The organism is uncultured Williamsia sp. (genome assembly GCF_947494875.1).
In the GTDB taxonomy this organism is placed as follows: domain Bacteria; phylum Actinomycetota; class Actinomycetes; order Mycobacteriales; family Mycobacteriaceae; genus Williamsia_A.
Genome location: NZ_CANLWM010000001.1, coordinates 751,861 through 775,379, shown reverse-complemented (window position 1 = coordinate 775,379; position 23,519 = coordinate 751,861). Strand labels below are relative to the sequence as shown.

The following is a 23,519-nucleotide window of genomic DNA, read 5'->3' as shown; positions in this document are numbered from 1 at the left end:
TCTAGGGTGTGGCGCATGGTTGCCCCCGGACTCGCGCGGCTGGCTCGTCGGGCCACCCTCCGGCGTGCGGCGGGGCTGCTGAACGACTTCCGGTACGAACAGCCCGACCCCGATCGGTTCTACTCCGCGCTCGCCCGCGACTCCGTCGAGCTCATCGACGACCTGCATCCCGACGGGCTGTCGGGGGCGGGTGTTCTCGACGTGGGGGGTGGCCCCGGTTACTTCGCCGACGGGTTCGCCGCTCGCGGCGCGCACTACGTGTCCGCCGAGCCGGACCCGGCCGAGCTGCACGCCGCCGGCCTCCCGCACCGTGCGACGGTGCGCGCGTCGGGGATGGCGCTGCCGTTCGCGAACGGGTCCTTCGACGTCGTGTTCTCGTCCAACGTCGTCGAGCACGTCCCCGACCCGTGGCGGATGTGCGCCGAGATGCTGCGCGTGACCCGCCCCGGCGGGACGACCGTCATCAGCTACACGCTCTGGTACGGGCCGTTCGGCGGCCACGAGATGGGGTTGACGCACTACCTCGGTGGCCATCGCGCGGCGCGGATGTACACCCGCCGCCACGGCCACCCTCCCAAGAACCTGTTCGGCACCAGCCTGTTTCGCGTGACCGCGGCCGACGGTCTCCGATGGGCGGCATCCGTGCCGCCGTCCACCGCCGTCCTCGCCGGCGCATTCCCCCGCTACCTGCCGTCGTGGCTCTGGTGGGTCATGCGCGTCCCCGGCCTCCGAGAACTGTTGGGCAGCAACCTCGTTCTCGTGTTCCGCAAGAGCTGACCGGCACGGCGGGTTGTCCACAGGCGGCGACTGACCTCTGGTTCTTGTCGGTGGGTGTCGATATACTCGAACACATGAGCGAAACGGGGACTCTCGACGTCACGGGTGTCGTGGCGTCGCTGGCCGCGGACGAGAAGCATTCCGCGGCTGAGCTGATCGAGATCCTTGCGCACTGCCGCTCGATCACCGCCTCGGCCGACTACCGGATGCTGCAGGCGGCGTCGCTCATTCACGACGAGCGGTGCGAGGACCACCTCGTCGCAGTCGCCGAACACGACTCCGGGCAACGATCCTCGGTCGACGAGCTGATGGCTGCGGGGATGGATCATCTCGCCGGACGTGATCCGCGAGCGGAGTTCGGGCCCGACGGGCTCGAGCGGGCGACCGCCGAGATCGGCGCCGTCCTCAACGTCCCCGCGGCGAGAGCCCGGGAGATCGTCACCGCCGGTGACGTCGCCCGCTACCGGCTGGTGTTCGCCGGGCAGGCCCTGGCGGTGGGTCGGATCGACCTGGCCGGGTTCCTGCTCATCTGCGCCCGCACCAAGCTCGTCGTCGATCCGGATCTGGTGAAGATCCTCGACACCCACATCGCCCAAGCCCTGTTCGAGCGGCCACCGCTGTCGCGGGCCCGGCTGGTCGCGATGGTCGACGCGATCGTCGCGATGGTCGACCCCGACGCCCTGGCACGGCGTAAAGAACGCGCCGCCGCCGACCGCGACGTCACCATCCGCCCCGACCGGTTCCAACCCGGCGCCTCGCGCCTATCCGCCTCACTGCCGATGGTCGACGCGGCCGCGATCGACGCCCGCCTGTCCGCGATGGCCGGCTCGGTCCACACCGGCGATCCCCGCACCCGGGCGCAACGCCGCGCCGACGCGCTCATCGCGTTGGCCGCCGGACACGACCACCTCGTCTGCGGCTGCCAGAACTGCACGCAGCCCGAGGATATCGACGCGGATGCACCCGCCAGACCCGATACCGACGTAGATGTCGACGCCCCGGTGGAACCCTCGCCGGTACAGCCCCTCGCCCCGCCGGTGGGTCCGGCGCGGCCGGTGTTCCACATCGTGGTCAACCTGTCGACCCTGCTCGGCCTCGACGATCAACCCGGCTACCTCGACGGGCGCGGGATCATCGACGCCGACACCATGCGCGCCCTGCTCGCCGACGCCCACCGCGAGTTCCTGCGCCGTGACGACCCCGCACACTCAGCACGATCAGCGAGCACCTACGTCCCGTCGAAGAAGCTGCAAGCACTCGTCCGCGCTGGTGAACTGTGCTGCACCTTCCCCGGCTGCTCGGCACCCGCCTGGAACGTCGACCTCGACCACACCGACCCGTTCGACCACCACGACCCGCACTCCGGCGGCCAGACGCGTCGCGAGAACCTGAAACCGCTGTGCCGGTTCCACCACCGCACCAAAACCTTCAACCGCGCCTGGCGGGACTACCAATCACCCCTCGGTGAGGCGTTCTTCCAGTCCCCCACCGGCCACATGTTCCTCGGCAACGCCTACACAGCCCTGGACATCTTCCCCGCCCTCGGACCACCCGGGAAACCGGAAAAACACCCGGCGAGAACAACACTCGATCAGCGCCGAGCAACAGCCCGCGCCGCACACCTACGCGCCGTCGAGCGGCAGGACGACGCCGACCCGCCACCCTTCTGAGTGAGAATGCGGGATTCGGTAACGCCGCAAACCGGACCGACGACACATCGCGCATGGGTACTCGCCTCCGACGCCTGGCCGTCGCCGCCTGCTCGCTCGCCGCCGTCGCCACGCTGGGGGTGACACCCCAGGCATCGGCAGACGTGACACGCCTGGACGTCTTCCCTCTCGTGCCTCACGCGGGATTCGGCGCGAACTGCACCTACCTGCTCGTCGCGACCACCACGTCGAGCCGCTTCACGCCGGCCACCATGGGCGTGTCGTTCGTCGACGACAACCGGAACTCACGGTTCTTCCCCGCCGACGATCTGTACGCCGCGGGCAGGCTGTACTACACAGCGCCGGTCGTCGGGAACCGCGCGTTCTCGCTGTGGACCCCCACTCGGCCGGGCAAGCACGTGCTGATGGCGTACCAGACCTCCGCCGGCGGTCCCCAGCGCACGATCACGGTGCGCTCAGGCACCCCGATCGGACCCGGCTGCATCGTCAGCAGCTGAGTCGTCGCGCGTCAGCCCGCGGGCGCCGCGCAGCGGAGCAAGCCGACGGACGAGGTGGCGGTCGTCAACACCTGACCGTCCCGCGAGATGGTGCAGGTGACGGACCCGCTGAGGACGACTGCGGTCATCGACGGGTCGGAGTCGACGGTGGCGGCCACCGACCACGGCGGCGTGATCAACGTCGGCGACACCTTCAACGTCGTCCCCGACGCGAACGTCACGCCCAGCACCTGACCGTTGCCACTCAGCTGGTAGAGCACCTGACCCGGCGCGGGCGAGGCACTGGTCTGACCGCCCTCCTGAGGGCTGGACGGGTCGCCGAACGTCGGGAACAGGTTGTCGGTCGACGGCGCCACCGCCGCCGAGCTGTCAGCAGCGGCGGCCGTGTCGTCGGACGAGTCCGACCGACTGACCAGGAAATAGCCGGCCACCAGTCCGACCACCACGATCAGCGCCACGATCGCCGCGATCAGCCACAGAGTGCGTGACGAGCCGCCGTTCGGTGGCGGCGGACCACCGGCGGGTGCGGGCTCGCCGTAACCCGGGCCGTACCCAGGAGGCGGACCGCCCGGGAACTGCTGCGTCGGGCCGTAGGCAGGACCGCCGTAGACGGGACCCGGCTGCGCATACGGATCCGGCTGCGCGTACGGATCCTGCTGGACATACGGGTCCTGCTGCGCGTACGGGTCGTAGGCGCGCGTCGGCGGGTTCTGCTGCGGGTACGGGTTCGGCTGATATGGATCGACGCCCTCGGGCGGCGGGTCGACCGGTCGCCACTGACCGTCGTCGGGTCGATCGGTCATCCTCGGCCTCCTGCGCGGTGGGCGCCTCGACGCCGAGGCGTCTCCAGTGTGCCGGACCCGCCCGGGTCAGACGTCGGAGATCGCCTCCAGCGGGTTCGTCCGCGCCGCCCGGACCGCCGGCCACAGCGCAGCGACCACGCCGACGACCGCGGCGGCGACCAGCGTGATGCCGATCAGGGAGTAGGGCAGCACCGCCCGCGTGATGCCGAGATCCTTGAACGTGCGGACCACCGCGATCCCGAACCCGCTTCCCAGGATCACACCGAGGACGGCGCCGAAGATCGCGATGAGAACGGACTCGATGTAGATGGTCCGGCGCACCTGCGCGCGGGCCATCCCGATCGCCCGCAACATGCCGATCTCACGCTTCCGCTCGATCACCGACAGCGCCAAGGTGTTGACGATGCCGAGCACCGCGATCACCAGGGCCAACCCCAGCATCGCGTAGAGGACGGCGAGCATCTGGTCGATCTGCGACGACGCCTGGCCCGCGAACTCCGCTCGGTCCTCCACCTGGACGGTGAGGTAGTCCTTTGTCGCGGCGGTCAGGTCGGTCCGCAGTTTGTCGACGGACACACCGTCTCTCGCCGTCACCAGGATCAACCGGTCGGACCGGTAGGACGCGGGAACGAGCTTCTCGTAGGCCCCCGAGCCCATCTGCCACGGATCGAGCACCTGGTTGTCGGCGAAGACACCGGTCACCCGCACGGGCACCACGGTCCCGTCGTATCCGGTGAACGTGACGGTGTCGCCGAGCTTCCAGCCCTTCGCGTCACTCGTCTTCTGCGACACGATCATCCCGTCCGAGGGGATGGACGCCGACCCCGACCGCATCTCGTACGGCGTGACCTTCGCGAGGTCGCCGGCCGGCGAGATGCCGGTCACCGCATCGTTACCGACCTTCGCGGCGACGATGCGGAACGACACGGCGGTGGCGACGTCGGGCGACTTCGTGGCCGCCTCCACCACCGAGGTGGGCAGCGACCCCTGGTCGGATGTGGTGAGAACCAGGTCGGCACTGAGGTTCTTGTCGATGGTGTCGTCGATCGATCCTTTCAGGCTCGACCCGAACGTCCCGACGACGGCGACCAGGATGAGGCCCAACGTCAACGCGAACGCGGTCGCGGCGGTGCGCCGCGGGTTGCGAACAGCGTTGGTGCGCGCCAGCACACCGATCTTCCCGAACGGTCGTCCCAGAACCCGACCGAGCAGTCCGACGGCCGGCCGCGACAGCGCCGGTGCGGCGAAGACGACCGCGAGGATCATCACGAACGCCCCGACTCCCACCGTCGCGGCCCATGTCGCGCCCTGGCCGCTGGTCCCGACGCCGATGAGCACGACTCCGACGATCGCCAGCAGCGCCCCGGTCAGGGTGCGCCGCCGCAGCGACAGCGCACCGTCGGTCTGGCTCTCGCGCATCGCCTCCACCGGGGACACCTGCGCCGCACGGCGTGCCGGCGCGTAAGCACTGACCATCGTGACGACGATCCCGACCGCCATGCAGGCGATCACCGCGCTCGGCGTGATCGCCAGCGACGCCGACGGCAGGCCGGAGCTGGACGATGTGATCGCCCGCAGCAGCGCGGCGAGACCGATCCCGATACCCAGCCCGACGACGCCACCGAACACGCCGACGACGAACGCCTCGAGCAGCACCGACCGTGTGATCTGGCTCCGCGCGGCACCGATCGCCCTGAGCAGGGCCAACTCTCGGACCCGCTGCGCGATGATCATCGAGAAGGTGTTGTAGATGATGAACGTCCCGACGACGAGCCCGATCGCGGCGAACCCGAGCAGGATGTAGTTGAAGACGTCGAGGAACTTGTTGACCTGGTCCTTCTCCTGCTGCCGGACCTGCGCACCGGTCTGCACCGAGTAACCCGACCCGACGACCGCTGAGATGCGTTGCGTCAGCTGCGACGCCGAGACACCCGGCACCGCAGACGCTTCCACGTAGGCGGGTGAACCGTCGGAGAACAGGTCCCGCGCCACCGACTGCTGCATCTGCACGTTGACGTAGCCGCCGGTGTCCTGCGGGAGGTCGAGGATGCCGACGACCTTCACGGTCATCGGGGCAGCGGATCCGCGACTCACGACGAGCTTCGTCGTCGATCCGACTGTGAGCCCCGCCTTCTTCGCGGCGGACTCGTTGAGCGCGATCTCCCCTGTCCCCTGCGGTGCACGGCCACCGGGTTCGACCTTGCTGTCGGTGGGCGACAACGACTCCGAGCTCGGCAGGAACGCGGTGCCGATGCTCGGCGCCCCACCGGTCTGCAGCGCGGTGCCGTCGGCCTTCGCGATGGTCACCGGCGCGGAGTAGCGCGGCACGAGCTTCTCGATCCCGAGCGTGCCCTTGTCGGTGGTGAGCGTCGCGACGACGGAGTTCGGGATCCCGTTGGCCTGCGTCTCCTCCGGGCTCACCCGGGTGTCGACGCCGAGCGCGACGCCGTCGAAGATCTTGTCGAACGCCGAGGAGATGGTGCTGGTGAAGATGATCGACCCGGCGACGAACGACGTGCCGAGCACCACCGAGAGCACGGTGAGGACGAGACGGACCTTGTGCGCGGCCAGGTTCCGCAGGGAGACCCGCCGCATCGCCGAGCCGGCCATCAGGGCTTCGACCCGCGCGCCGGGTCGTCCAGGTCACGCAGGAACGCGTACACGTCGTCGGCGGACGGCGACCGTAGCTCCTCGACGATACGACCGTCGGCGAGGAACACGACGCGGTCGGCCCAGCTGGCCGCGCGCGGGTCGTGGGTGACGATGACGACGGTCTGCCCGAACTCGTCCACCGCGGCACGCAGGATGCCCATGACCTCCGACGACGACCGCGAGTCCAGGTTGCCGGTCGGCTCGTCGCCGAAGATGATCTGCGGCCGCCCGACGAGAGCGCGTGCGCACGCCACCCGCTGCTGCTGTCCGCCCGACAACTCGCTCGGCCGGTGGTCCAGGCGGGCGGTGATGCCGAGCCGCTCGGTGACGGTGTCGAACCAGTCCTGATCCGGTGTGCGCCCGGCGATGTCGAGCGGCAGCGTGATGTTCTCCCGCGCGGTCAGCGTCGGCACGAGGTTGTAGGACTGGAAGACGAACCCGATCCGGTCACGACGCAGACGGGTCATGGCCTTGTCGTCGAGCGTGGTGAGGTCGGTGTCACCGATGGTGACCGACCCCCCGGACACCCCGTCGAGGCCGGCGAGGCAGTGCATCAGCGTCGACTTCCCCGAGCCCGACGGCCCCATGATGGCGGTGAACTCACCGGCCGCGAACGAGACCGAGACACCCTTCAGCGCCTCGACGGTGGTGTCACCACTGCCGTAGATTTTGCGGACGTCGTCGGCCCGCGCGGCGATGGTCGCCGTCGACGCGGCGTGACGCGGGCGCTCGTCGGTGCTCATGGGGACTCGCTCTCTCGAGGGCATGGTGACATCGTCGCCCGACCACCGTAGTCACGGCATCCGGGCGGACCCTGAGAAATGTCCCTGAGGTGCGGTGATCCGCGTCTCAGGTCAGCGCGAGCAGGTGGAACTTCGTGTGCTGGCGCGGGGTGGCGAAGTTGTCGTCGCTGACCAGGACGAGCGAGCGACGGCCGTCGGCCAGTCGCGGTCCGTACGCCATGCCCTCGACGTTGTCCGATCGCAGCAGCGGCAGCATGCCGAAATCGAAGATCAGCCGCTTGGGCATCACCGTCTCCGAGCCCGAGATCTTGTACTTGCCGCTGACCGGTGTCGCGCCACGCGTCGTCGCGAGGTAGACCTTCACGTCGTTGCGGTTGGTCGCCGGGTCGTAACCGCGCTCCAGGACGTAGAAGTCGGTGTTGTTCACCGCGAGGATCTCCGACACGCCCTTCGTGGCCTTGCTGCTCGCACCCTTGGCGAGCGGGTCGGTGCGGTAGACGTATTCACCGATTCCGCGCGACCCGAACACCGCCAGCCGCGACGATGTGCCCGACCTGGTGGTCGGTGCGCCGCCGTCCTGACGCAGCGCTTCCTCGGTCATCGCGGCGACGGTGCCGTTCGGGGTGACGGCGACGCCCTCGAAGCCGTCGTTGACGCCCATGCCCTTGCCGGGGCCCGGCATGTAGGCCGACGGGATGCGCAGGTCGCGGACATGGACGCCGAGCGGGGTGACCACGCGGATCCACGGCCGCGCACCCTCGCTGCTGATGACGTAGTTCGGGCCGAGTCGGCGGATCGACTCCATGTCCATCTGGCCGGGCAACAGCGGCAGGTTGTTCGGCGCGAGCACCGTGCCACCGCCGGTGAGTTGCGGTGTGGAACCGGTGAACATGCCGTTCCCGGCGATCGGGAGCCGGAACTGGAAGTAGCGCGCCGGGCCGAACTGGCCCTGGTCGTCGCTGACGCCGACGTAGTTGCCGCCGCCGATGTTCTCGAGACCCGAGATGCCGCCCCACCGCACCGGTGTCGGGATGAAGTTGTCGGGCACCGTCATCGTCGACACGTAGCGGGCCGCGGGCGGCGCCGGGTCCGCGTGTGCGGCCGTGAGGCCCAGTGAGAGAGCGGCGGCGGTCGCCGTCACCAACGATCCGACCCGGAGCAGGGGTGTGCCGACGCGGCGCAGACTCATGGTGGCCGATGCTAGCGAATGCAGGATCGGCGGCGCGACGCGAACGGTGTCAAACGTGACGCCGCCGATACCCACCCGGTATGTCAGGCCAGGCGCTGCTTGAGTGCGGCGAACTCGTCGGCGATCCCGCTGGGGAGCTTGTCGCCGACGAAGTCGAACCACTCCTCGATCGTGGGGATCTCCTCGCGCCACTCGTCGATGTTCACCGAGAGCGACTCCGCGACGTCCTGAACGTCCACGTCGAGGCCGTCGAGATCGAGCGCCTCCGGGGTGGCGACGACGCCGATCGGGGTCTCCACGCCAGACGCGGTGCCCTCGATGCGCTCGACGATCCACTTGAGCACGCGGCTGTTCTCACCGAACCCGGGCCACAGGAAGCGCTTGTCGTCGCCGCGACGGAACCAGTTGACGTAGAACACCTTCGGCAGCTTCGACTCGTCGGCGTTCTTACCGAGGTCGATCCAGTGCTGCAGGTAGTCACCGACGTTGTAGCCGAGGAACGGCAGCATCGCCATCGGGTCGCGGCGGACCGTGCCGACCTTGCCCTCGGCGGCGGCGGTCTGCTCGGAGCCGACCGTGGCGCCCATGAAGACGCCGTGCTGCCAGTCACGAGCCTCGGTGACGAGCGGGACCGTCGTCTTGCGGCGACCACCGAACAGGATCGCCGAGATCGGGACGCCCTGCGGGTCGTCCCACTCCGGCGCCATGATCGGGCACTGGCTCATCGGGGTGCAGTACCGCGAGTTCGGGTGGGCGGCCGGGCCGTCGGAGTCCGGCGTCCAGTCCTGGCCTCGCCAGTCGACGAGGTGGTCGTGCCGGCCCTCGAGGCCCTCCCACCAGACGTCGCCGTCGTCGGTCTTGGCGACGTTGGTGTAGATCGTGTTGCCGGCCTCGACGGTCTTCATCGCGTTCGGGTTCGACGACCAGTTGGTGCCGGGCGCGACGCCGAAGAAACCGAACTCGGGGTTCACCGCGTAGAGGCGACCGTCCTTGCCGAACCGCATCCAGGCGATGTCGTCGCCGAGGGTCTCGGCACGCCAGCCGGGGATGGTCGGCTGGATCATCGCGAGGTTGGTCTTGCCGCAGGCGCTCGGGAACGCGGCGGCGATGTAGTACGCCTTGTCCTCCGGGCTGATCAGCTTGAGGATCAGCATGTGCTCGGCGAGCCAGCCCTCGTCGTGGGCCATGGCCGACGCGATGCGCAGCGAGTAGCACTTCTTGCCCAGCAGGGCGTTGCCGCCGTAGCCGGACCCGAAGGACCAGATCTCGCGCTCCTCGGGGAAGTGGGTGATGTACTTCGTCGAGTTGCAGGGCCACGGGACGTCGGCCTGGCCCTCCTCGAGCGGCGCACCCAGCGAGTGCAGGGCCTTCACGAAGAAGCGGTCCGCACCGAGGGCCTCGACGACCTTCGGCCCGACGCGCGTCATCACGCGCATCGACAGCACGACGTACTCGGAGTCGGTGATCTCGACACCCAGCTTCGGGTCCTCGGCGCCCAGCGGACCCATGCAGAACGGGATGACGAACATCGTCCGGCCGCGCATGCAGCCGCGGTAGAGGTCGGTCATCGTCGCGCGCATCTCGGTGGGGTCGACCCAGTTGTTCGTCGGGCCGGCGTCCTCCTCGCGGTGTGAGCAGATGAACGTCCGCGACTCGACGCGCGCGACGTCGGCGGGATCGGAGTGGGCCAGGAACGAGTTCGGCTTCTTCTCCTCGTTCAGCTTGGTGATGGTGCCGGCGGCCTGCAGGTCGGCGGTGAGGCGGTCCCACTCCTCGTCACTGCCGTCGGACCAGACGACGCGATCGGGCTGGGTCAGCTCGGCGACCTCGGCCACCCACCGCAGGAGTTCCGCGTGCTTCGTGGGGGCACTGTCGGGATCGAGTCCGGGAATGGTCGCCGAGGTCATTCGTCTCTCCTGGTGGCCGTCAGGGCGGTCAACCGGTCGACGGGCGGGACTCCCCATCCGCCGACACACCGCAGTGTCTGTTTGTCCAGGTTACCGGTCGGTGGGGGCCTCGATCCAGGCGGGTGACCGATCGCACGGTCGGGAGGCCGGACGCCTCAGTCCAGCCGCCCCACGTCGGTGCGGACCCACTCGCCGGTCCGGCCGTCGAGTCGGTGCGTCTCGACCGCGCCGTCACCGTGCACCTCGGTGATCGCGTCGACGCGACCGTCGTGGTCGGTGTCGGTGTAGACGGTCATGCCGTCGGGTCCGACGCGGGTCAACGAGTCGGCGACGCCGTCGGCGTCGGTGTCGGTCTCGGCGGGGCCGAGGTCCCAGATCCGGTCACCGTCGGCCATCCAGAGGTGGTCGTGGACATCGGGTGCGGGCGTGACGTGGGCGGCGACCTCGATCACGGGATCGCCGTGCTCGTCGGGATCGCCGAGTCCGTCGAGATGGGTGTGGACGTCCATCAGGTCCTCTCTCGTCGCAGGCCGGACAGCTCCTGTGGGTTGGACGCACGATCGCGCCCATCGGTTCCACCGGCCGCTCGTCGAATTCGTTCATCGAGTTCGGCGACCTCACGCGCGGTCTGTCCCGCACGCCGTTCCGCGTGACGCAGCACGCGTCCGGTGACGATGGTCTCGGCGTCCGCGACGCGGACGGCGACGTCCTGCTCGATCACCGACCGGGCCTCGGCGAGGGACGCGGCGGTCGCGGCGCGCACCCGGGCCCGGAGCGCGGCCCGGCGGCGGACCGTGAGGATCAGGAACCCGACCGCCGCGCCGATCAGGAGCGCCAGCGGCGTGCTGACCTGCCGGATCGCCTCCACAGTGACGAACGGCTCGACGAGGTAGCGGCCGATCGCGAAACCCGACGCCGCACCCAGCAGCGCACCGACGATCTCCTCCGTCGGCGCGCCGGGCGGCGGTGGATCACGCAGGACGATCGGCGACGCCGGGGCGGTCGGCTCGGGCCGGAACCGCTCCACGCCCAGCAGCACGGACGCGCGCAGCCGGTCGAGGTCGTCGTCGACGCCGCCCAGTACCTCGGACTGCAGGTGCTCGACCCGCTCGCCGAGCCATCGGCGGTGGTCGGCGACATGGCGTGCCCTGATCCGCGCCACGACGCGATCGGAGTCGACGGTCAGGTCTCGGAGGCCCGCCGCGGTGTCCGCGGCGGCGGCCGACCGGATCCGCGAGAGTCCCCCGCGGACGGCGGCCAGACGGTCGGTGCGCCCGCGATCCCGGCCGCGCACGATGCGTGCCCGTCGTCGACGCAGGTCGGCGATCTCCTCGGTCGCCGATCGGGTCGCGGGCGGGGCAGGCCGCGGGGCGATCGGTCCGTCGGCGAGGCAGTCGCGGATCCACGCGGCGAGCGCGTCCACCCCGGACTCGTCGACCGCACCGGCGAGCGCCGCGGCCGCGGACACCGCGAACACCGGGAGGTCCTCACCCGGGTCGAGCACAGCCCGCGAGGCGCGGGCGACCGTCGGCCAGTCCCAGAACGCGTCGACCTTCGTCACGACGATCGCGACGTGCCCCACCGTCGCCCGCAGCGCGCTCAGCGCCGCGAGGTCGTCGGCACCGCAGAGCGCCGACGGCTCCACGACGAGCACCCCCACCGTCGCCGGACGCCTCGAGACGGCATCGGCGGGCACGGCGACCACGGGGATCGCCCCGTCGACCCCGGCGAGCGCCTGCGCCAGCGTCCGGGCGCCGGAGCGGGGCACGCCGGTCACGAGGACGCGGGTCATCGGCCGACCTGCGCCAGCATCGCCTCGATGGGATCGCGGTCGACACCGGTCGCGGCGAGCCTGTCGAGCAGCCCGATCACCACGTCGCGGCGGTGCGCGTCGACGGCGGCGTCCATGGCGTCGAGCACGAGCCGTAGCGCGGCGAACCCGCTCTCGGCGATCAGCAGGCGGTGCAGGTCGTCCGCGTCGATCCGGCGACCCTCCTCGCGGGCGATCGCGATCTCGTCGACCGCGACGAGCAGGCCGTACTGGTCCAGCCGACGCAGCAGACCCGTGCGCAGCCGCCGCTCGTCGGCGTCCCCGCTGACGAAGGCGGCCGCCATGGACGGCACCGGTTCGTCTGCGTCGACCATGGCATGCAGGAACGCGACCTCGTCGGCGGACAGGTTCACGCAGCCCAGCACCGCGCTCACCGGGTGGACCGGCATGCCCAGCACCGCGGCGCACTCCCGGGCGCGGTCGGCCGCGAGCTCCGGATCGCCGAGCGCATCGGATTTGGTGAGCACCACGACGGTCCGGTCGGCGGGGAGGCGGCGCAGCGCCTCGACGTCCTCCGACCGTGGCCAGCCGACGATCGCGTGACACCACGCGTCGGCGTCGTCGAGGTCGTCGCCCGGGACGATCGGGTCGACACCGAGTCGGTCACGCAACGCCCGGGCGAGCGTGTCCCGGCCGGTCCCGCGCCGCCCGCGAACCGCGACACGCGTCGGACCGTCGAGCACTCGACGCGCCCGCAGCGCCAGGGGTTCACCAGGGTGACGACGGAGGATCTCGTCGACCGCGGACAGCAGCACCGGGTCCACGACTCCCCTCTCTGACACCATGTCACCCGTGGACACCCCCGAGACCGGCACGACCCGCACCGCGGGTCCCGACGCGCTCGCCGACCACGAGGCCCGCGCGCGCCTGTACCCGCGCGTCACCAGCTTCCGGTCGCGCCGCGGCACGCTGACGCCGGCCCAGCAGCAGAACTGGGAAGCATTGTGGCCGATCATCGGCCGCGATGCCACGGTCAGCGCGTCCGCCGACACCACCGCCGGACCCCTCGACCTGCCCGGGTGGTTCGGCCGCCAGGCACCGCTGATCATGGAGATCGGCTGCGGGACGGGTACGGCGACCGCCGCGATGGCCGCCGCCGAACCGCAGTTCGACGTCCTCGCCGTCGAGGTCTACAAGCCCGGCCTGGCCCAGCTGGTCGGTCTGATCGCCCGCGGTGACATCGGCAACATCCGGATCGTCCGCGGCGACGCCGTCGTCGTCCTCCAGGAGATGCTGCCGCCCGCCTCGTTGACCGGGGTGCGCATCTTCTTCCCCGACCCCTGGCCGAAGGCCCGCCACCACAAACGGCGGTTGATCCAGCCCGGCACCATCGACCTGCTGGCCCGCGTCCTCGCCGACGGTGGCGTGCTGCACATCGCCACCGACCACGCCGACTACGCCGAGTGGATCGCCGAGGTGCTCGCCGAGCAGGACGTGTTCACCCCGCTGCAGGGCGACGCACCGTTCTCCCTCGACCGGCCGACGACCAAGTTCGAGGGACGGGCCGACCGCGAGGGCCGCCCGGTGACCGAGTTCGTGCTGTCCCGGGTGGCGCGCGACGACGCAGGGAGCGGCTCGTGAGCGGTAACGGCAACGTCGCGCAGACGATCTCCGGCACCAGCACCGCGCGGCGGGTGCTGCTGGTGTGGGACGCCCCGAACCTCGACATGGGGCTCGGCGCCATCCTCGGGGGTCGTCCGACGGCCGCCCACCGGCCGCGTTTCGACGCGCTCGGCCGGTGGTTGCTGGCCGAGACGGCGGAGATCTCGCGCACACTCCCCGACGACGAGACCGACGTCGAACCCGAGGCGACGGTGTTCACCAACATCGCCCCCGGCAGCGCCGACGTGGTCCGGCCCTGGGTCGAGGCGCTGCGCAACGTCGGTTTCGCCGTCTTCGCGAAGCCCAAGCTCACCGAGGACTCCGACGTCGACGACGACATGCTCGACCACATCGAGCTGCGCAGGCACACCGTCGGGCTGGCGGGCCTCTACGTCGCCTCGGCGGACGGGCAGGCATTCCGTACCCTGATCGAGGACGTCGCCGCCGAGGGTGTGCCGGTGACGGTGCTGGGGTTCCGGGAACACGCCAGTTGGGCGGTCACCTCCGAGGTGATCTCCTTCCTGGACCTGGAGGACATAGCGGGGGTCTTCCGCGAGCCGTTGCCGCGGATCAATCTCGACTCGCTGCCGGACGAGGGCGCATGGCTTGCCCCGTTCCGACCGCTGTCCGCGCTGCTCAGCGGCCGTCACTAGGGGACGACGTGCACCGATGGGACAATCGGTGCGTTCGATCCAACCGACGAGAGAGGACGTGAGCGGTGTTCGGAGCCATTGGCACCTTCGTGTACCGGCTGCGCTTCGCCGTCATCGCCGTCCTGATCGTGGTGATGGGCGGGTTGGGCCTGTACGGACTGGGCCTCGGGAAGAACCTGAGCCAGAGCGGCTTCTTCGACGACGGCTCGCAGTCGGTGAAGGGCTCGCAGCTCGCCGACTCGACGTTCGGCCGTGACCACAAGTCCGACATCGTCCTGCTGATCACCCCGCCGGCGGGCACCACCGTCGACAACCCCGAGTTCGGGGCGAAGGTCGAGAAGTTCGTCGACGCGCTGATCACGGCGCATCCGACGATCGTCAACCGCGACGACCCCGGCATCATCGACCCGTTCGCACCCGCCTCCGGTCCCGCGGCCCTGGCCGCGCAGTCGCAGATCCGGGCGCAGACGTTCGACGCCCCGAAGGAGCACGCGTTCATCTCGATCGGCGTCAAGGGCGACGACGACACGACGATCCTGAACAACTACAAGACGATCGAACCGTTCTTCGACGACATACCCGGACGATTCGACCTGCAGGGCACCACGTTCCAACTCGCGGGTCTGCAACCGATCGCCAACGCCATCTCCGACGGCGTCGCGAAGGACACGACCCGCGCCGAACTCGTCGCGCTGCCGCTCGTCGCGCTGATGCTGTTCTTCATCTTCGGCGGTGTGGTCGCAGCCGTGCTGCCGGTGATCATCGGTGGCCTCACCATCGCCGGCGCCACCGGCATCCTCAACGGCATCACGCAGGTCACCCAGGTCAACTTCTTCGCGCAGCCGGTCATCTCGCTGATCGGTCTGGGCATCGCCATCGACTACGGCCTGTTCATCGTCAGCCGGTTCCGAGAAGAGCTCGCCGAGGGCTATCCACCACCGATGGCGGTGAGACGCACGATGATGACGGCCGGACAGACCGTCGTCTTCTCCGCGACCATCATCATCGCCGCGCTGGCGTGCGTCCTGATCTACCCGCAGGGCTTCCTCAAGTCGGTCGCCTACGGCGCGATCTGCGCGGTCGGTCTCGCGGCCCTGCTGTCGATCACCGTGCTGCCCGCGATCCTCGCGATCCTGGGCCGACGCATCGACGCGCTCGGCTTCAAGTTCCTGCGGCGGACCAAGCCGAAGAAGGAGATCGAGAACGGCCCGTGGGGTCGTCTCGCGGGCTGGGTCATGCGCCACCCGCTGAAGACCGCGATCCCCACCGTCCTGCTGCTGCTCGTGCTCATCGTGCCGTTCAGCAACATCTCCTTCGGTGGCATCACCGAGAAGTACCTGCCGCCGGACAACTCGTTCCGCACCGCGCAGGAGGACTTCGACCGCATCTTCCCGACGCAGCGGACCGAGGAGGTCAAGCTCGTCATCCGCTACGACGAGAACAGCGGTTCCGACGGCGCGAAGCTGCAGCAGATCGCGAACGAGGCGAACAAGATCCCCGGCTTCACCAAGCCGTTCAGCCTGGACTCGAGCCAGGGCGCGCTCACCGGGACCATCGAGGGCACCTCCACGGGCGTCGTGCAGATGTCGGCCGGGCTGGTGAACCGCGACATCACCGCCGACGCCGTGAAGGCGTTGCGCGGCATCGACACCCAGGGGCTGACGATGTACGTCGCCGGCACCCCTGCGTTGACGCAGGACTCGATCGACACCCTGCTGGACGACCTCCCGCTGATGGCTGTCCTGCTGATCGTCGTGACGTTCCTGCTGATGTTCCTGCAGTTCGGCTCCGTGGTGCTGCCGATCAAGGCCGCGCTGATGTCCGCGCTGGGCCTGGGCTCCACGCTCGGCGTGCTCACGTGGATCTTCATCGACGGTCACGGCGCCGGGCTGTTCAACTTCACGCCCGGCCCGCTCATGTCGGCGGTGCTCGTGTTGATCATCGCGATCATCTACGGCCTGTCGACCGACTACGAGGTGTTCCTGTTGTCCCGCATGGTCGAGGCGCGACAGCAGGGCGCGACGACCACCGAGGCCATCCGCAGCGGTACCGCCCACACCGGCCGCATCATCACCGCGGCCGCGGCCATCCTCGTGGTGGTGGTCGGGGCGTTCGGGTTCTCCGAGATCGTGATGATGAAGTACATCGCGTTCGGCATCATCGCGGCGCTCATCCTCGACGCCACCGTCATCCGCATGCTGCTGGTGCCCGCGGTCATGAAGCTCCTCGGCGACGACTGCTGGTGGGCACCGCGCTGGATGCAGACCGTGCAGCGCAAGATCGGACTCGGCGAGACGGTCCTCGAGGACGAGCCGGGTCGCGTCGTCGCCCCGGGCGCGCAGCGCGACGCCGGCACCGTCGTCTCCGAGGTCCCCACCACCGCGCTCGCGGCCGCCGGTGGCCGGGCGCCGGTGCGCGGTCCCGTGCGGCGACCGGAGGGCCCGGACGGACCTCGTCCCGACGCACCGCGTCGTGCCGATCCCGCCCGCGTCGGACCCGTCGTCGGTGATCGACGAGGTGCCCCGCGCCCCGAACCGCAGACCCGGCGTCCGGTCGGTCCGCCGGATGCGCGTCCGGCCCCGCCGCGCTCCGGACCGCGACCCGTGCCCCCGCCGGGACCCGCTCCCGCTCGGGACGACGGGGTGCGTCGTCCACCGCCCCCGCAGCGCCCGACGGTCGGTGGTCGTCGCCCGACGCCGTCCGGGTCGTCGTCGCGTCCCGACACCGGCGGCTGGAGCCTCGGCGACAGCGGGATCCGGTTGAACAGCGCGATCCGCGACGAGCCCCACCGGAACGGCAACGGCACGCCCCCGAACGGATCGGCCGCGAACGGCGCCGCCCGTCCGGCGTCGCCGCCCCCGCCGCCCGCGCCGCGACCCGACCCACGCGACGACGGCGGTCGCCGTCACAAGCGCGAGGGCGAGAGCCAGATCAGCGTGCAGGAACTCCTCCGCCGCCGCATCGACCGCGACGGCGACGAGGGCTGACCCTCAAACCGACGTCGTCGACCGCGCCCGCGCGTGGTGCGCGCCCACCGCGAGGAGCGCGATCCCGGCCGCGACGAACGCCCCGACACGGAACGCACCGTCGAGGGTGGCGAGGTCGAAGGTGACCAGCTTGACCACCGCCGCGCCTGCCAGGGTCAGCGCAGCGGCGATCGGAGCCCGCCGCGCCGCGCCCACCGGCATCCGCGCGGCGACGGCGAGGACGGCCGACGCGGCGAGGACCCACAGCACAGTGGCGGCCATGTGGCCGGCGAGGAAGCCCGCGCCGGTGCCGCCCACCGCGACACCGACCGTCACCACCGTCGCGGTGAGCCCGTAGAGGGCGACGGCACCGGCGGCGATCACCGCGCCCGCCTGCGTCCGGTGGACCACGCCGAGCGCCGCGGCAGCGCCGACGAGGAGCAGGCTCGCGACCACCGCGGACGCCGTCTGCCCGTCGGTCCGCGCGATCGGGGTCAGCAGGGACTCCACGGGGACCGACCAGCCGAGGTACCCGAGACCCCCGACCACGGCGAGACCCGCCCCGACGGCGGCGATCAGCCGGTCACCGCGGCCGACCACGGTCACGACCGCGGCGATCGCGAGCAGTGCGGGAACGGCCACCGTCGCGCCGAACGCGCTCGGGATCGCGACCACCGTCGCCACCGCGGCCAGGCACGCCCAGGTCGCCCGGACGATCGACGGAGCGGACCACACGACCAGAGCCGCGTTCGCCGTCGCCACGGCCGCGAGCACCGAGGCGGCGACCCCCCGGTCGAGCGCGACCCCGCACACCAGGGCGGGGACGCAGCCGACGACGGACGCGAGGGCCGCGGCGGTCGCGGACACGCGACGGGTGACCGACGACAGTCCCGCCGCGAGACCGATGGCCGCGGTCGCGGCGCACCCGAGGGCCAGGAGCACCCCGTCGACCTCAGCCGCGGCGACACGGGCGGCGACGACCACCGCGGTCACCCACAGCGACACGGCGGACACACCGACGACGGGCAGCGCGGACCACGGCGTGCGGTGCGCGACGACCACGCAGGCGACGGCGATCACGAGCATGAAGCCGACCAGACCGAGATCGATGCCGCCCGCGACGAGCGGGGCGACGGCGATCAGCGGCGTCACCGAGACCAGGGCGAGCCGCTCGGAGCGCCACCTCCGCGCCCACGCGACACCGCCGCCGGCCAGCCCGGCGGCGAGTACGAGACCGACCACCACGGGCACCCAGTGGTACAGCCGGGTCACCGCGACGACGTCGAGGTAGGCGGTGGCGATGCCGGTGGCCGCGAGCGCGACCGCGCCGACACCGGACCCGCGAGCGTGAGACCGGGTGGCCAACCCGATGAGGGATGCCGCGAACACCGCGCCCGCGGCCACGCGCATCTCCGGGCGGAGCAGCCCGGCCTGCGCGGCGAGGACCAGAAGCAAGCCGACCCCGACGACGGTGACGGCGACTCCCGCGACCGCGAGGACGGCGCCGACGAGGCGGCCGTCGTCAGCCGCCCGACTCAGCCAGGAGCGGCGCGGTGGCGTCGCCGGATACGGGTGCGGCGGCGGGATCGGTGCGGGTGGGGGTGCGGGGACAGGTGCGGGGACGGGTGCCACCTGCATCGCGGCGAGTTCTGCGGCGATCTGCGAGGTGCGGTGGGCCAGATGGGCGCATTCCTGCGCGAGTCGCTGCAGATGGGCGGGGTGCGGATACGGAGCTGTCATGGGCCGATCGTCGTCGCGGATCGCGGCGGCGACATGAGTGCAACTACCCACCCCGCGTGGGGATCATTCGTCGAGACCGTGCTCGATCGCGTAGCGGGTCAACTCGACGCGGTTGCCGAGTTGCAGTTTCCGCAGCGTCGATTGCACGTGGTTCTCGACCGTGCGGTGACTCAACCCGAGCCGGGTCGCGATCTGGCGCGCCGTGAGCCCCTTCGCCACGAACCGCAGCACCTCGGTCTCCCGGTCGGTGATGGGCGGGGTCGACGCGTCCGCACCGCCGTCGGCGATGCGGCGGAACTCGCCGAGCACCAGGCCGGCCAGGCCCGGGGTGAACACCGCCTGGCCGGCGGCCGTGGCGGTCACCGCGTCCACCAACTCCGCACGCGATGCGCTCTTCACGAGATAGCCACTGGCCCCGGCCTTCACGGCGTCGAGGACGTCGGAACGTTCGGCCGACGCCGAGAGCACCAGCACCCGGGAGTCGGGTGACGCCTCGACCACGCCGGCGGTGGCGTCCGCGCCGGTCCCGTCGGGCAGCTGCATGTCCATCAGCACCACGTCCGGGCGGACAGCCGCCGCACGGGCCACCGCCGCACGCACACCGTCGGCGGTCGCGACGACGTCGAAGCCCTCGTCGGCGAGGTCGCGGGCGACACCCTCGCGCCAGATGGGGTGGTCGTCGACAACCATGACCGTGGTCATCGGGGCTCACCGTCCGTCCACGGGACGGTGAGTTCCCACTCGGCGCCGTCCCCCGGCCCGGTCTCGAGATGCGCCGTCCCGCCGAGGGATTCGATCCGCCCGACGATGGCCTGGGTGATCCCGAGACGTCCCTGCCCGGCCGCCTCCCGCACGCGCCCCGGGGCGATGCCGACACCGTCGTCCCGCACGCTGACCACCACCTTCCCGCCCAGGTCCTCGAGGAGGACGAACACCCGCGGCGTGACACCGTCGGGTCCCCCGCCGTGCCGCCGCGCGTTGTCGAGGGCATTGTCCACCGCGGCGAGCACCTCGGTGACCCGCTCGGCGTCGCCGATCACCGGCTCGGCCGGGGCGCTGACCGTCACGCGGTCGCCGGCGCGGGCGCGCAGGGCATCGGCCAGATCGAGGGTGGCGTCGGCGCGCGGCGTCGCGTCGTGGGCGAGCAGGTCCCGCAGGGCGCGCTCCTGATCGGCGGCGAGGGCGGCGAGATCACCGGTCTGACCGCCGATCTCACGACCACGGCGCGCGATGAGCGCCAGGACCTGGAGGACGCCGTCGTGCACCTGGCGGGACAGCCGGTCCCGCTCCGCGGTCGCCGCGGCCAGCCGCGTCGCCTCCTCCAGACGCGCCGACGCCCGGCGCAGGGCGCTCGCCCCGAGCCCGATGACGACGCCGAGCGCCAGCAGGATCACGACCGCGGCGTTGCGGGCGAGGTCGACGACGACGAAGCCCTTGGCGATCGTGCTGCTGACGATCACCGCGACGGCGGCGACCCCGCCACCGGCGGCACCGAGCTGGATGCCGACGGAGATCACCGCGTTCGCGGCCCACAGAGTCGTCGGGATCGACTGGTGGTCGGCCCGCCAGCCACCGGAGGCGAGGAACAGCGTCGAGAGCATCAGCAGACACACCACGACGAGATCGGCGACGACCCACCAGGCCGTCCGCCCGGGGCCGCGGATGTGAGCCCACCCGAAGACCACGGACCACAGCACGACGATCGCGGCGACGACGACACCGCCGAGCGGATGCTCGAGGTCGTCGTGGACGGCGACGGAGAACCCGACGGAGTAGAGGACCGTCAGTGCGCGGAACACCTGCGCGGCCCGCCACAGCTCCGCGACCGCCGCGTCGTCGCGGGCGGTGGCGGCGCGGCGGACGTCGGTCACGACGTCCGCGGTTCCCCGTCGTCGGCGTCGGCCGTGTCCCCGTCGGCCGTGTCCCCGACGTCGGAGTCGACGGCGTCGGAGTCGGGACGGCCGTCGATGCCCGGATGGTCGCCGCTGTCCCAGATCGGCTTGTCGGGCGACACCGTCGACGAGTCGCCGGCGGGATCGGGTCGGGACCCGAGGATGGAACGAACCGCGGTGTTGAGGAACGCGATCAGCGGCACCGCGACGAGCCCACCGATGATGCCCGCGGTCACGATCCCCGCCGCGATGCCGATGACGACCGCGACCGGATGGACCCGCACGCTGCGACCGAGCAGGAACGGCTGCAGCACATGGCTCTCGATCTGCATGACGGCGACGACCACGGCGAGCGCGATCACCGCCGCGATCCAGCCCTGCGTGACGAGCGTGACGACCACCGCGAGCGCACCGGTCACCAGCGCTCCGACGATGGGGATGAACGCGCCGATGAACACCAGCGAGGCAAGCGGCAGGGCGAGCGGCACCTGCAGGATGGCCAGCCCGACGCCGATCCCGATCGCGTCGACGGCAGCGACGGCCACGGTCGCGCGGACGTACCCGACGAGCGTCCCGAACCCCGCCCGCCCCGCGACGCGGACGCGATCCCGTGTCGAGCTCGGGATGAGCTTGGTGACGAACATCCAGATCTGCCCGCCCCCGTAGAGGAAGAAGATCATCAGGAAGAGCAACAGCAGAGCGCCCGTCGCGACCTCGGTGACGGTGGCCGCCGTGGCGATCGCGCCGGTGGTGATCTTGCTCTGGTTGCGCTGCAGCATCGCGACGAAGTCGTCGCCGACGTGGTCGAGTTGCGCCTGCTCAAGTCCGAACGGGCCGTCGAGGAGCCAGCTCTTGACCGAGTCGATCGTCGAGGTCGCCTGGTTGGTGAGGTCGGGCAGTCCGTCGATGAACTGCTGGACGACGAACGAGAGGATCCCGGCGATGACGCCGATCGCGACGATCATCGTCACCACGACGGCCACGCCGCGGTGCAGGCCGCGGCGGTCGAGCCAGTCGACCACGGGGACGAGGAAGGCCGTGCCCAGGATCGCCAACGCGATCGGGACCGCGACGGCCTCGTACTTGTGGCCGAGCCAGAAGAGCGCGTAGACCGCGACGCCGATCGCGACCAGCCGCCACGACCACTCGGCCGCGGCCCGGACCAGCGGGTGCACGGCGAACCGATCAGCGCGACCCGACGAGTCGGGCATACGGTCGCTCACCGGCCAACCCTAGCCCGCAGGGGCCGACCTGCTCGCCCCCGCGGGACCCCTCAGTTCGCGGAGGTGGTGGTCGGGGTGGCCGACGACGCGCTCGCCGCCGATGACGGGGCGGTCGGTGTGGTGGTCGTCGGTGTGGTTGTCGTCGGTCTCATGGATGCCGATGTCGACGGTGACGCCGCGGTGGTGGTCGACGTGGTCTGGGACGTGGTCGTCCGAGTCGTGGTCGTCTGTGGTGCCGACGACGGCGTGCTCGCGGCCTGTCGGCGGCTCGCCGACTGCACGGACTGTTGTGCCTGACCGATCGTCGACACGAAGTCGTCGACGACCTTCTGCGGCGACTGTCCCGGACCGAGGCGCGCGGGCACCGGGGTGCCCGGCCCGGCCGTCCGGTCGTACGCCTTCTCGATCTGGGCGCGCAGCCCCGGCTCCATCGCGTCGAGCACAGGCTTCGGCACGCCGAGGAGCTTCAGGGGCATCAGCAGCGGGATGTACTCGCCACGGACGGTGATGTACCGCGTGTTCCCGACGGTCACGTCGGAGATGATCGAGGACTTGTCGTTCAGGTCGACGTCCTTGTAGCTGCCGTGGACGAGGAACCCGAACGCGGCGTTGAGCACGGCCAGGCCGTTCGACGGGTCGCGGGGGAAGTCCGAGACCCCGTCGTACTCCCAGCTGATGTCGGTGACCTTGTAGTCGGTGACGGGTGCCGGCCCGTCGAACGTCATACCGAACGGCGTGGCGTACAAACCCGGGAATCGCGCGAAGACGCCGCCGTTGGGACGGTTCGGGTTGCCGAACACGATCGCGGTGGTGTCGGTGGGCGACGGGGCGTACCCGCCCGCGGCGCGGATCTGCTGCCATTTCCGCAGCGACTTCATGACGACACCGGCGCTGGCCGAATAGCCGACGATCAGCAGGGGACCCTTGGGCGCCCGCGGTCCCAGTGCCGCGAGCTCCAGCGCGGACACCCCCGCCTGCTGCGACTGGTCGTAGGTGAGGCCGGTCCACCCGGCGGTGAACGGTGTCTGCGCGGGCCACTGGACTGTCCGGTAGGTCCAGCCGGCGTACGGGGTGCCCGGCTTGCCGGAGAAGTACCCCGACAGCTCCTTGTCCATGTCCTGGCCCTGCGGGTTGCTGTTGCCCCCGAGCGCGAGGATCGTCCCGCCGGTCGGCGGAGGCGTCTCCGCGAGACCTGATCCCGCTCCCACCCCGGCGGTGAGCGCTGTGGCCATGGCCAGTGCTGTCGCGCCCACGACGAGACGACGGAACACCATGTGGAACCCCCCCTCGGGCCGCCCCCACAGCCGACCCGGTCCGGAAAGGATAACGGTCGTGTCGGACGGGCGACAGGGGATCGGCCGATCGGATGACTAG

The 23,519-nt window shown here is 70.9% G+C and carries 19 protein-coding genes; 6 read left to right on the top strand and 13 right to left on the bottom strand.

The features are described 5' to 3' along the window. Window positions 1–15 precede the first annotated feature (15 nt). The 3 genes from Q1A98_RS03790 to Q1A98_RS03780 all read left to right on the top strand — a co-directional run bounded on the left by Q1A98_RS03790 (window position 16) and on the right by Q1A98_RS03780 (window position 2,944). Window positions 16–777, top strand: coding sequence for a class I SAM-dependent methyltransferase (locus tag Q1A98_RS03790; RefSeq protein ID WP_299569988.1), 762 nt, complete (start codon window positions 16–18; stop codon window positions 775–777). A gap of 74 nt (window positions 778–851) precedes the next feature. Beyond that, window positions 852–2,447: an HNH endonuclease signature motif containing protein gene (locus Q1A98_RS03785; protein WP_299569987.1), complete on the top strand. Its 1,596-nt coding sequence runs from the start codon at window positions 852–854 to the stop codon at window positions 2,445–2,447. A gap of 53 nt (window positions 2,448–2,500) precedes the next feature. Further along, a complete protein-coding gene (locus Q1A98_RS03780) occupies window positions 2,501–2,944 on the top strand; it encodes a hypothetical protein (RefSeq protein ID WP_299569985.1) in 444 nt (147 codons plus the stop codon). An 11-nt stretch (window positions 2,945–2,955) separates the two neighbouring features. Here the strand turns inward: Q1A98_RS03780 and Q1A98_RS03775 are convergent, their stop codons facing one another. From Q1A98_RS03775 to Q1A98_RS03740, 8 genes are all read right to left on the bottom strand, one after another. Further along, on the bottom strand, window positions 2,956–3,747 hold the full coding sequence (locus Q1A98_RS03775; protein ID WP_299569984.1) for a hypothetical protein: 792 nt from the start codon (window positions 3,745–3,747) through the stop codon (window positions 2,956–2,958). Window positions 3,748–3,813: 66 nt separating this feature from the next. Next, window positions 3,814–6,357, bottom strand: a complete 2,544-nt coding sequence (locus Q1A98_RS03770) for an FtsX-like permease family protein (RefSeq protein WP_299569983.1) — start codon at window positions 6,355–6,357, stop codon at window positions 3,814–3,816. Beyond that, the gene (locus Q1A98_RS03765) at window positions 6,357–7,142 is read right to left on the bottom strand and encodes an ABC transporter ATP-binding protein (protein ID WP_299569981.1); all 786 of its coding nucleotides are present in this window, start codon (window positions 7,140–7,142) and stop codon (window positions 6,357–6,359) included. The genes Q1A98_RS03770 and Q1A98_RS03765 overlap by 1 nt, the downstream gene beginning before the upstream one ends. 106 nt (window positions 7,143–7,248) lie before the next feature. Next, the gene (locus Q1A98_RS03760) at window positions 7,249–8,331 is read right to left on the bottom strand and encodes an esterase-like activity of phytase family protein (protein ID WP_299569980.1); all 1,083 of its coding nucleotides are present in this window, start codon (window positions 8,329–8,331) and stop codon (window positions 7,249–7,251) included. A gap of 83 nt (window positions 8,332–8,414) precedes the next feature. Continuing rightward, window positions 8,415–10,238, bottom strand: a complete 1,824-nt coding sequence (locus Q1A98_RS03755; RefSeq protein WP_299569978.1) for a phosphoenolpyruvate carboxykinase (GTP) — start codon at window positions 10,236–10,238, stop codon at window positions 8,415–8,417. 155 nt (window positions 10,239–10,393) lie between these two features. Then, a complete protein-coding gene (locus tag Q1A98_RS03750; protein WP_299569976.1) occupies window positions 10,394–10,747 on the bottom strand; it encodes a DUF6802 family protein in 354 nt (117 codons plus the stop codon). Beyond that, window positions 10,747–12,030 (bottom strand): hypothetical protein, encoded by a 1,284-nt coding sequence (locus Q1A98_RS03745; RefSeq protein WP_299569975.1) that lies wholly within the window; start codon window positions 12,028–12,030, stop codon window positions 10,747–10,749. Before Q1A98_RS03745 ends, Q1A98_RS03750 begins: the two co-directional genes overlap by 1 nt. Beyond that, window positions 12,027–12,854, bottom strand: a complete 828-nt coding sequence (locus tag Q1A98_RS03740; RefSeq protein ID WP_299569974.1) for a hypothetical protein — start codon at window positions 12,852–12,854, stop codon at window positions 12,027–12,029. Before Q1A98_RS03740 ends, Q1A98_RS03745 begins: the two co-directional genes overlap by 4 nt. On the opposite strand from Q1A98_RS03740, the gene trmB reads away from it, so the two are divergent. The 3 genes from trmB (at window position 12,853) to Q1A98_RS03725 (ending at window position 17,311) form a co-directional block, all read left to right on the top strand. Continuing rightward, window positions 12,853–13,650, top strand: coding sequence for a tRNA (guanosine(46)-N7)-methyltransferase TrmB (gene trmB, locus Q1A98_RS03735; protein ID WP_299569972.1), 798 nt, complete (start codon window positions 12,853–12,855; stop codon window positions 13,648–13,650). The genes Q1A98_RS03740 and trmB overlap by 2 nt on opposite strands. Further along, window positions 13,647–14,324 (top strand): NYN domain-containing protein, encoded by a 678-nt coding sequence (locus Q1A98_RS03730; protein WP_299569970.1) that lies wholly within the window; start codon window positions 13,647–13,649, stop codon window positions 14,322–14,324. Before trmB ends, Q1A98_RS03730 begins: the two co-directional genes overlap by 4 nt. Before the next feature lie 65 nt (window positions 14,325–14,389). Beyond that, window positions 14,390–17,311, top strand: coding sequence for an MMPL family transporter (locus Q1A98_RS03725; protein WP_299569968.1), 2,922 nt, complete (start codon window positions 14,390–14,392; stop codon window positions 17,309–17,311). 3 nt (window positions 17,312–17,314) lie between these two features. Here Q1A98_RS03725 and Q1A98_RS03720 read toward each other — a convergent pair whose 3' ends face one another. The 5 genes from Q1A98_RS03720 to Q1A98_RS03700 all read right to left on the bottom strand — a co-directional run bounded on the left by Q1A98_RS03720 (window position 17,315) and on the right by Q1A98_RS03700 (window position 23,419). Then, a complete protein-coding gene (locus tag Q1A98_RS03720) occupies window positions 17,315–19,030 on the bottom strand; it encodes a DUF2339 domain-containing protein (protein ID WP_299569966.1) in 1,716 nt (571 codons plus the stop codon). A gap of 63 nt (window positions 19,031–19,093) precedes the next feature. Then, window positions 19,094–19,732 carry a response regulator transcription factor gene (locus Q1A98_RS03715; protein WP_299569964.1) on the bottom strand — a complete coding sequence of 213 codons (639 nt, stop codon included), beginning with the start codon at window positions 19,730–19,732 and terminating at the stop codon, window positions 19,094–19,096. Further along, window positions 19,729–20,901 (bottom strand): DUF5931 domain-containing protein, encoded by a 1,173-nt coding sequence (locus Q1A98_RS03710; protein WP_299569962.1) that lies wholly within the window; start codon window positions 20,899–20,901, stop codon window positions 19,729–19,731. Before Q1A98_RS03710 ends, Q1A98_RS03715 begins: the two co-directional genes overlap by 4 nt. Continuing rightward, on the bottom strand, window positions 20,898–22,133 hold the full coding sequence (locus Q1A98_RS03705; RefSeq protein ID WP_299570552.1) for an AI-2E family transporter: 1,236 nt from the start codon (window positions 22,131–22,133) through the stop codon (window positions 20,898–20,900). Before Q1A98_RS03705 ends, Q1A98_RS03710 begins: the two co-directional genes overlap by 4 nt. Window positions 22,134–22,195: 62 nt before the next feature. Then, the gene (locus tag Q1A98_RS03700) at window positions 22,196–23,419 is read right to left on the bottom strand and encodes a PE-PPE domain-containing protein (RefSeq protein WP_299569960.1); all 1,224 of its coding nucleotides are present in this window, start codon (window positions 23,417–23,419) and stop codon (window positions 22,196–22,198) included. Window positions 23,420–23,519: the final 100 nt, after the last annotated feature.

Excerpts from the sequence above, each read along its gene's own strand:
- Q1A98_RS03765 (WP_299569981.1), bottom strand. The coding sequence starts at position 7,142 with ATGAGCACCGACGAGCGCCCGCGTCACGCCGCGTCGACGGCGACCATC.
- Q1A98_RS03785 (WP_299569987.1), top strand. The coding sequence starts at position 852 with ATGAGCGAAACGGGGACTCTCGACGTCACGGGTGTCGTGGCGTCGCTG.
- Q1A98_RS03720 (WP_299569966.1), bottom strand. The coding sequence starts at position 19,030 with ATGACAGCTCCGTATCCGCACCCCGCCCATCTGCAGCGACTCGCGCAG.
- Q1A98_RS03750 (WP_299569976.1), bottom strand. The coding sequence starts at position 10,747 with ATGGACGTCCACACCCATCTCGACGGACTCGGCGATCCCGACGAGCAC.
- Q1A98_RS03770 (WP_299569983.1), bottom strand. The coding sequence starts at position 6,357 with ATGGCCGGCTCGGCGATGCGGCGGGTCTCCCTGCGGAACCTGGCCGCG.
- Q1A98_RS03715 (WP_299569964.1), bottom strand. The coding sequence starts at position 19,732 with ATGACCACGGTCATGGTTGTCGACGACCACCCCATCTGGCGCGAGGGT.
- Q1A98_RS03745 (WP_299569975.1), bottom strand. The coding sequence starts at position 12,030 with ATGACCCGCGTCCTCGTGACCGGCGTGCCCCGCTCCGGCGCCCGGACG.
- Q1A98_RS03700 (WP_299569960.1), bottom strand. The coding sequence starts at position 23,419 with ATGGTGTTCCGTCGTCTCGTCGTGGGCGCGACAGCACTGGCCATGGCC.
- Q1A98_RS03705 (WP_299570552.1), bottom strand. The coding sequence starts at position 22,133 with ATGCCCGACTCGTCGGGTCGCGCTGATCGGTTCGCCGTGCACCCGCTG.
- Q1A98_RS03740 (WP_299569974.1), bottom strand. The coding sequence starts at position 12,854 with ATGGTGTCAGAGAGGGGAGTCGTGGACCCGGTGCTGCTGTCCGCGGTC.
- Q1A98_RS03775 (WP_299569984.1), bottom strand. The coding sequence starts at position 3,747 with ATGACCGATCGACCCGACGACGGTCAGTGGCGACCGGTCGACCCGCCG.
- Q1A98_RS03760 (WP_299569980.1), bottom strand. The coding sequence starts at position 8,331 with ATGAGTCTGCGCCGCGTCGGCACACCCCTGCTCCGGGTCGGATCGTTG.
- Q1A98_RS03755 (WP_299569978.1), bottom strand. The coding sequence starts at position 10,238 with ATGACCTCGGCGACCATTCCCGGACTCGATCCCGACAGTGCCCCCACG.
- Q1A98_RS03780 (WP_299569985.1), top strand. The coding sequence starts at position 2,501 with ATGGGTACTCGCCTCCGACGCCTGGCCGTCGCCGCCTGCTCGCTCGCC.
- Q1A98_RS03790 (WP_299569988.1), top strand. The coding sequence starts at position 16 with ATGGTTGCCCCCGGACTCGCGCGGCTGGCTCGTCGGGCCACCCTCCGG.
- trmB (WP_299569972.1), top strand. The coding sequence starts at position 12,853 with ATGTCACCCGTGGACACCCCCGAGACCGGCACGACCCGCACCGCGGGT.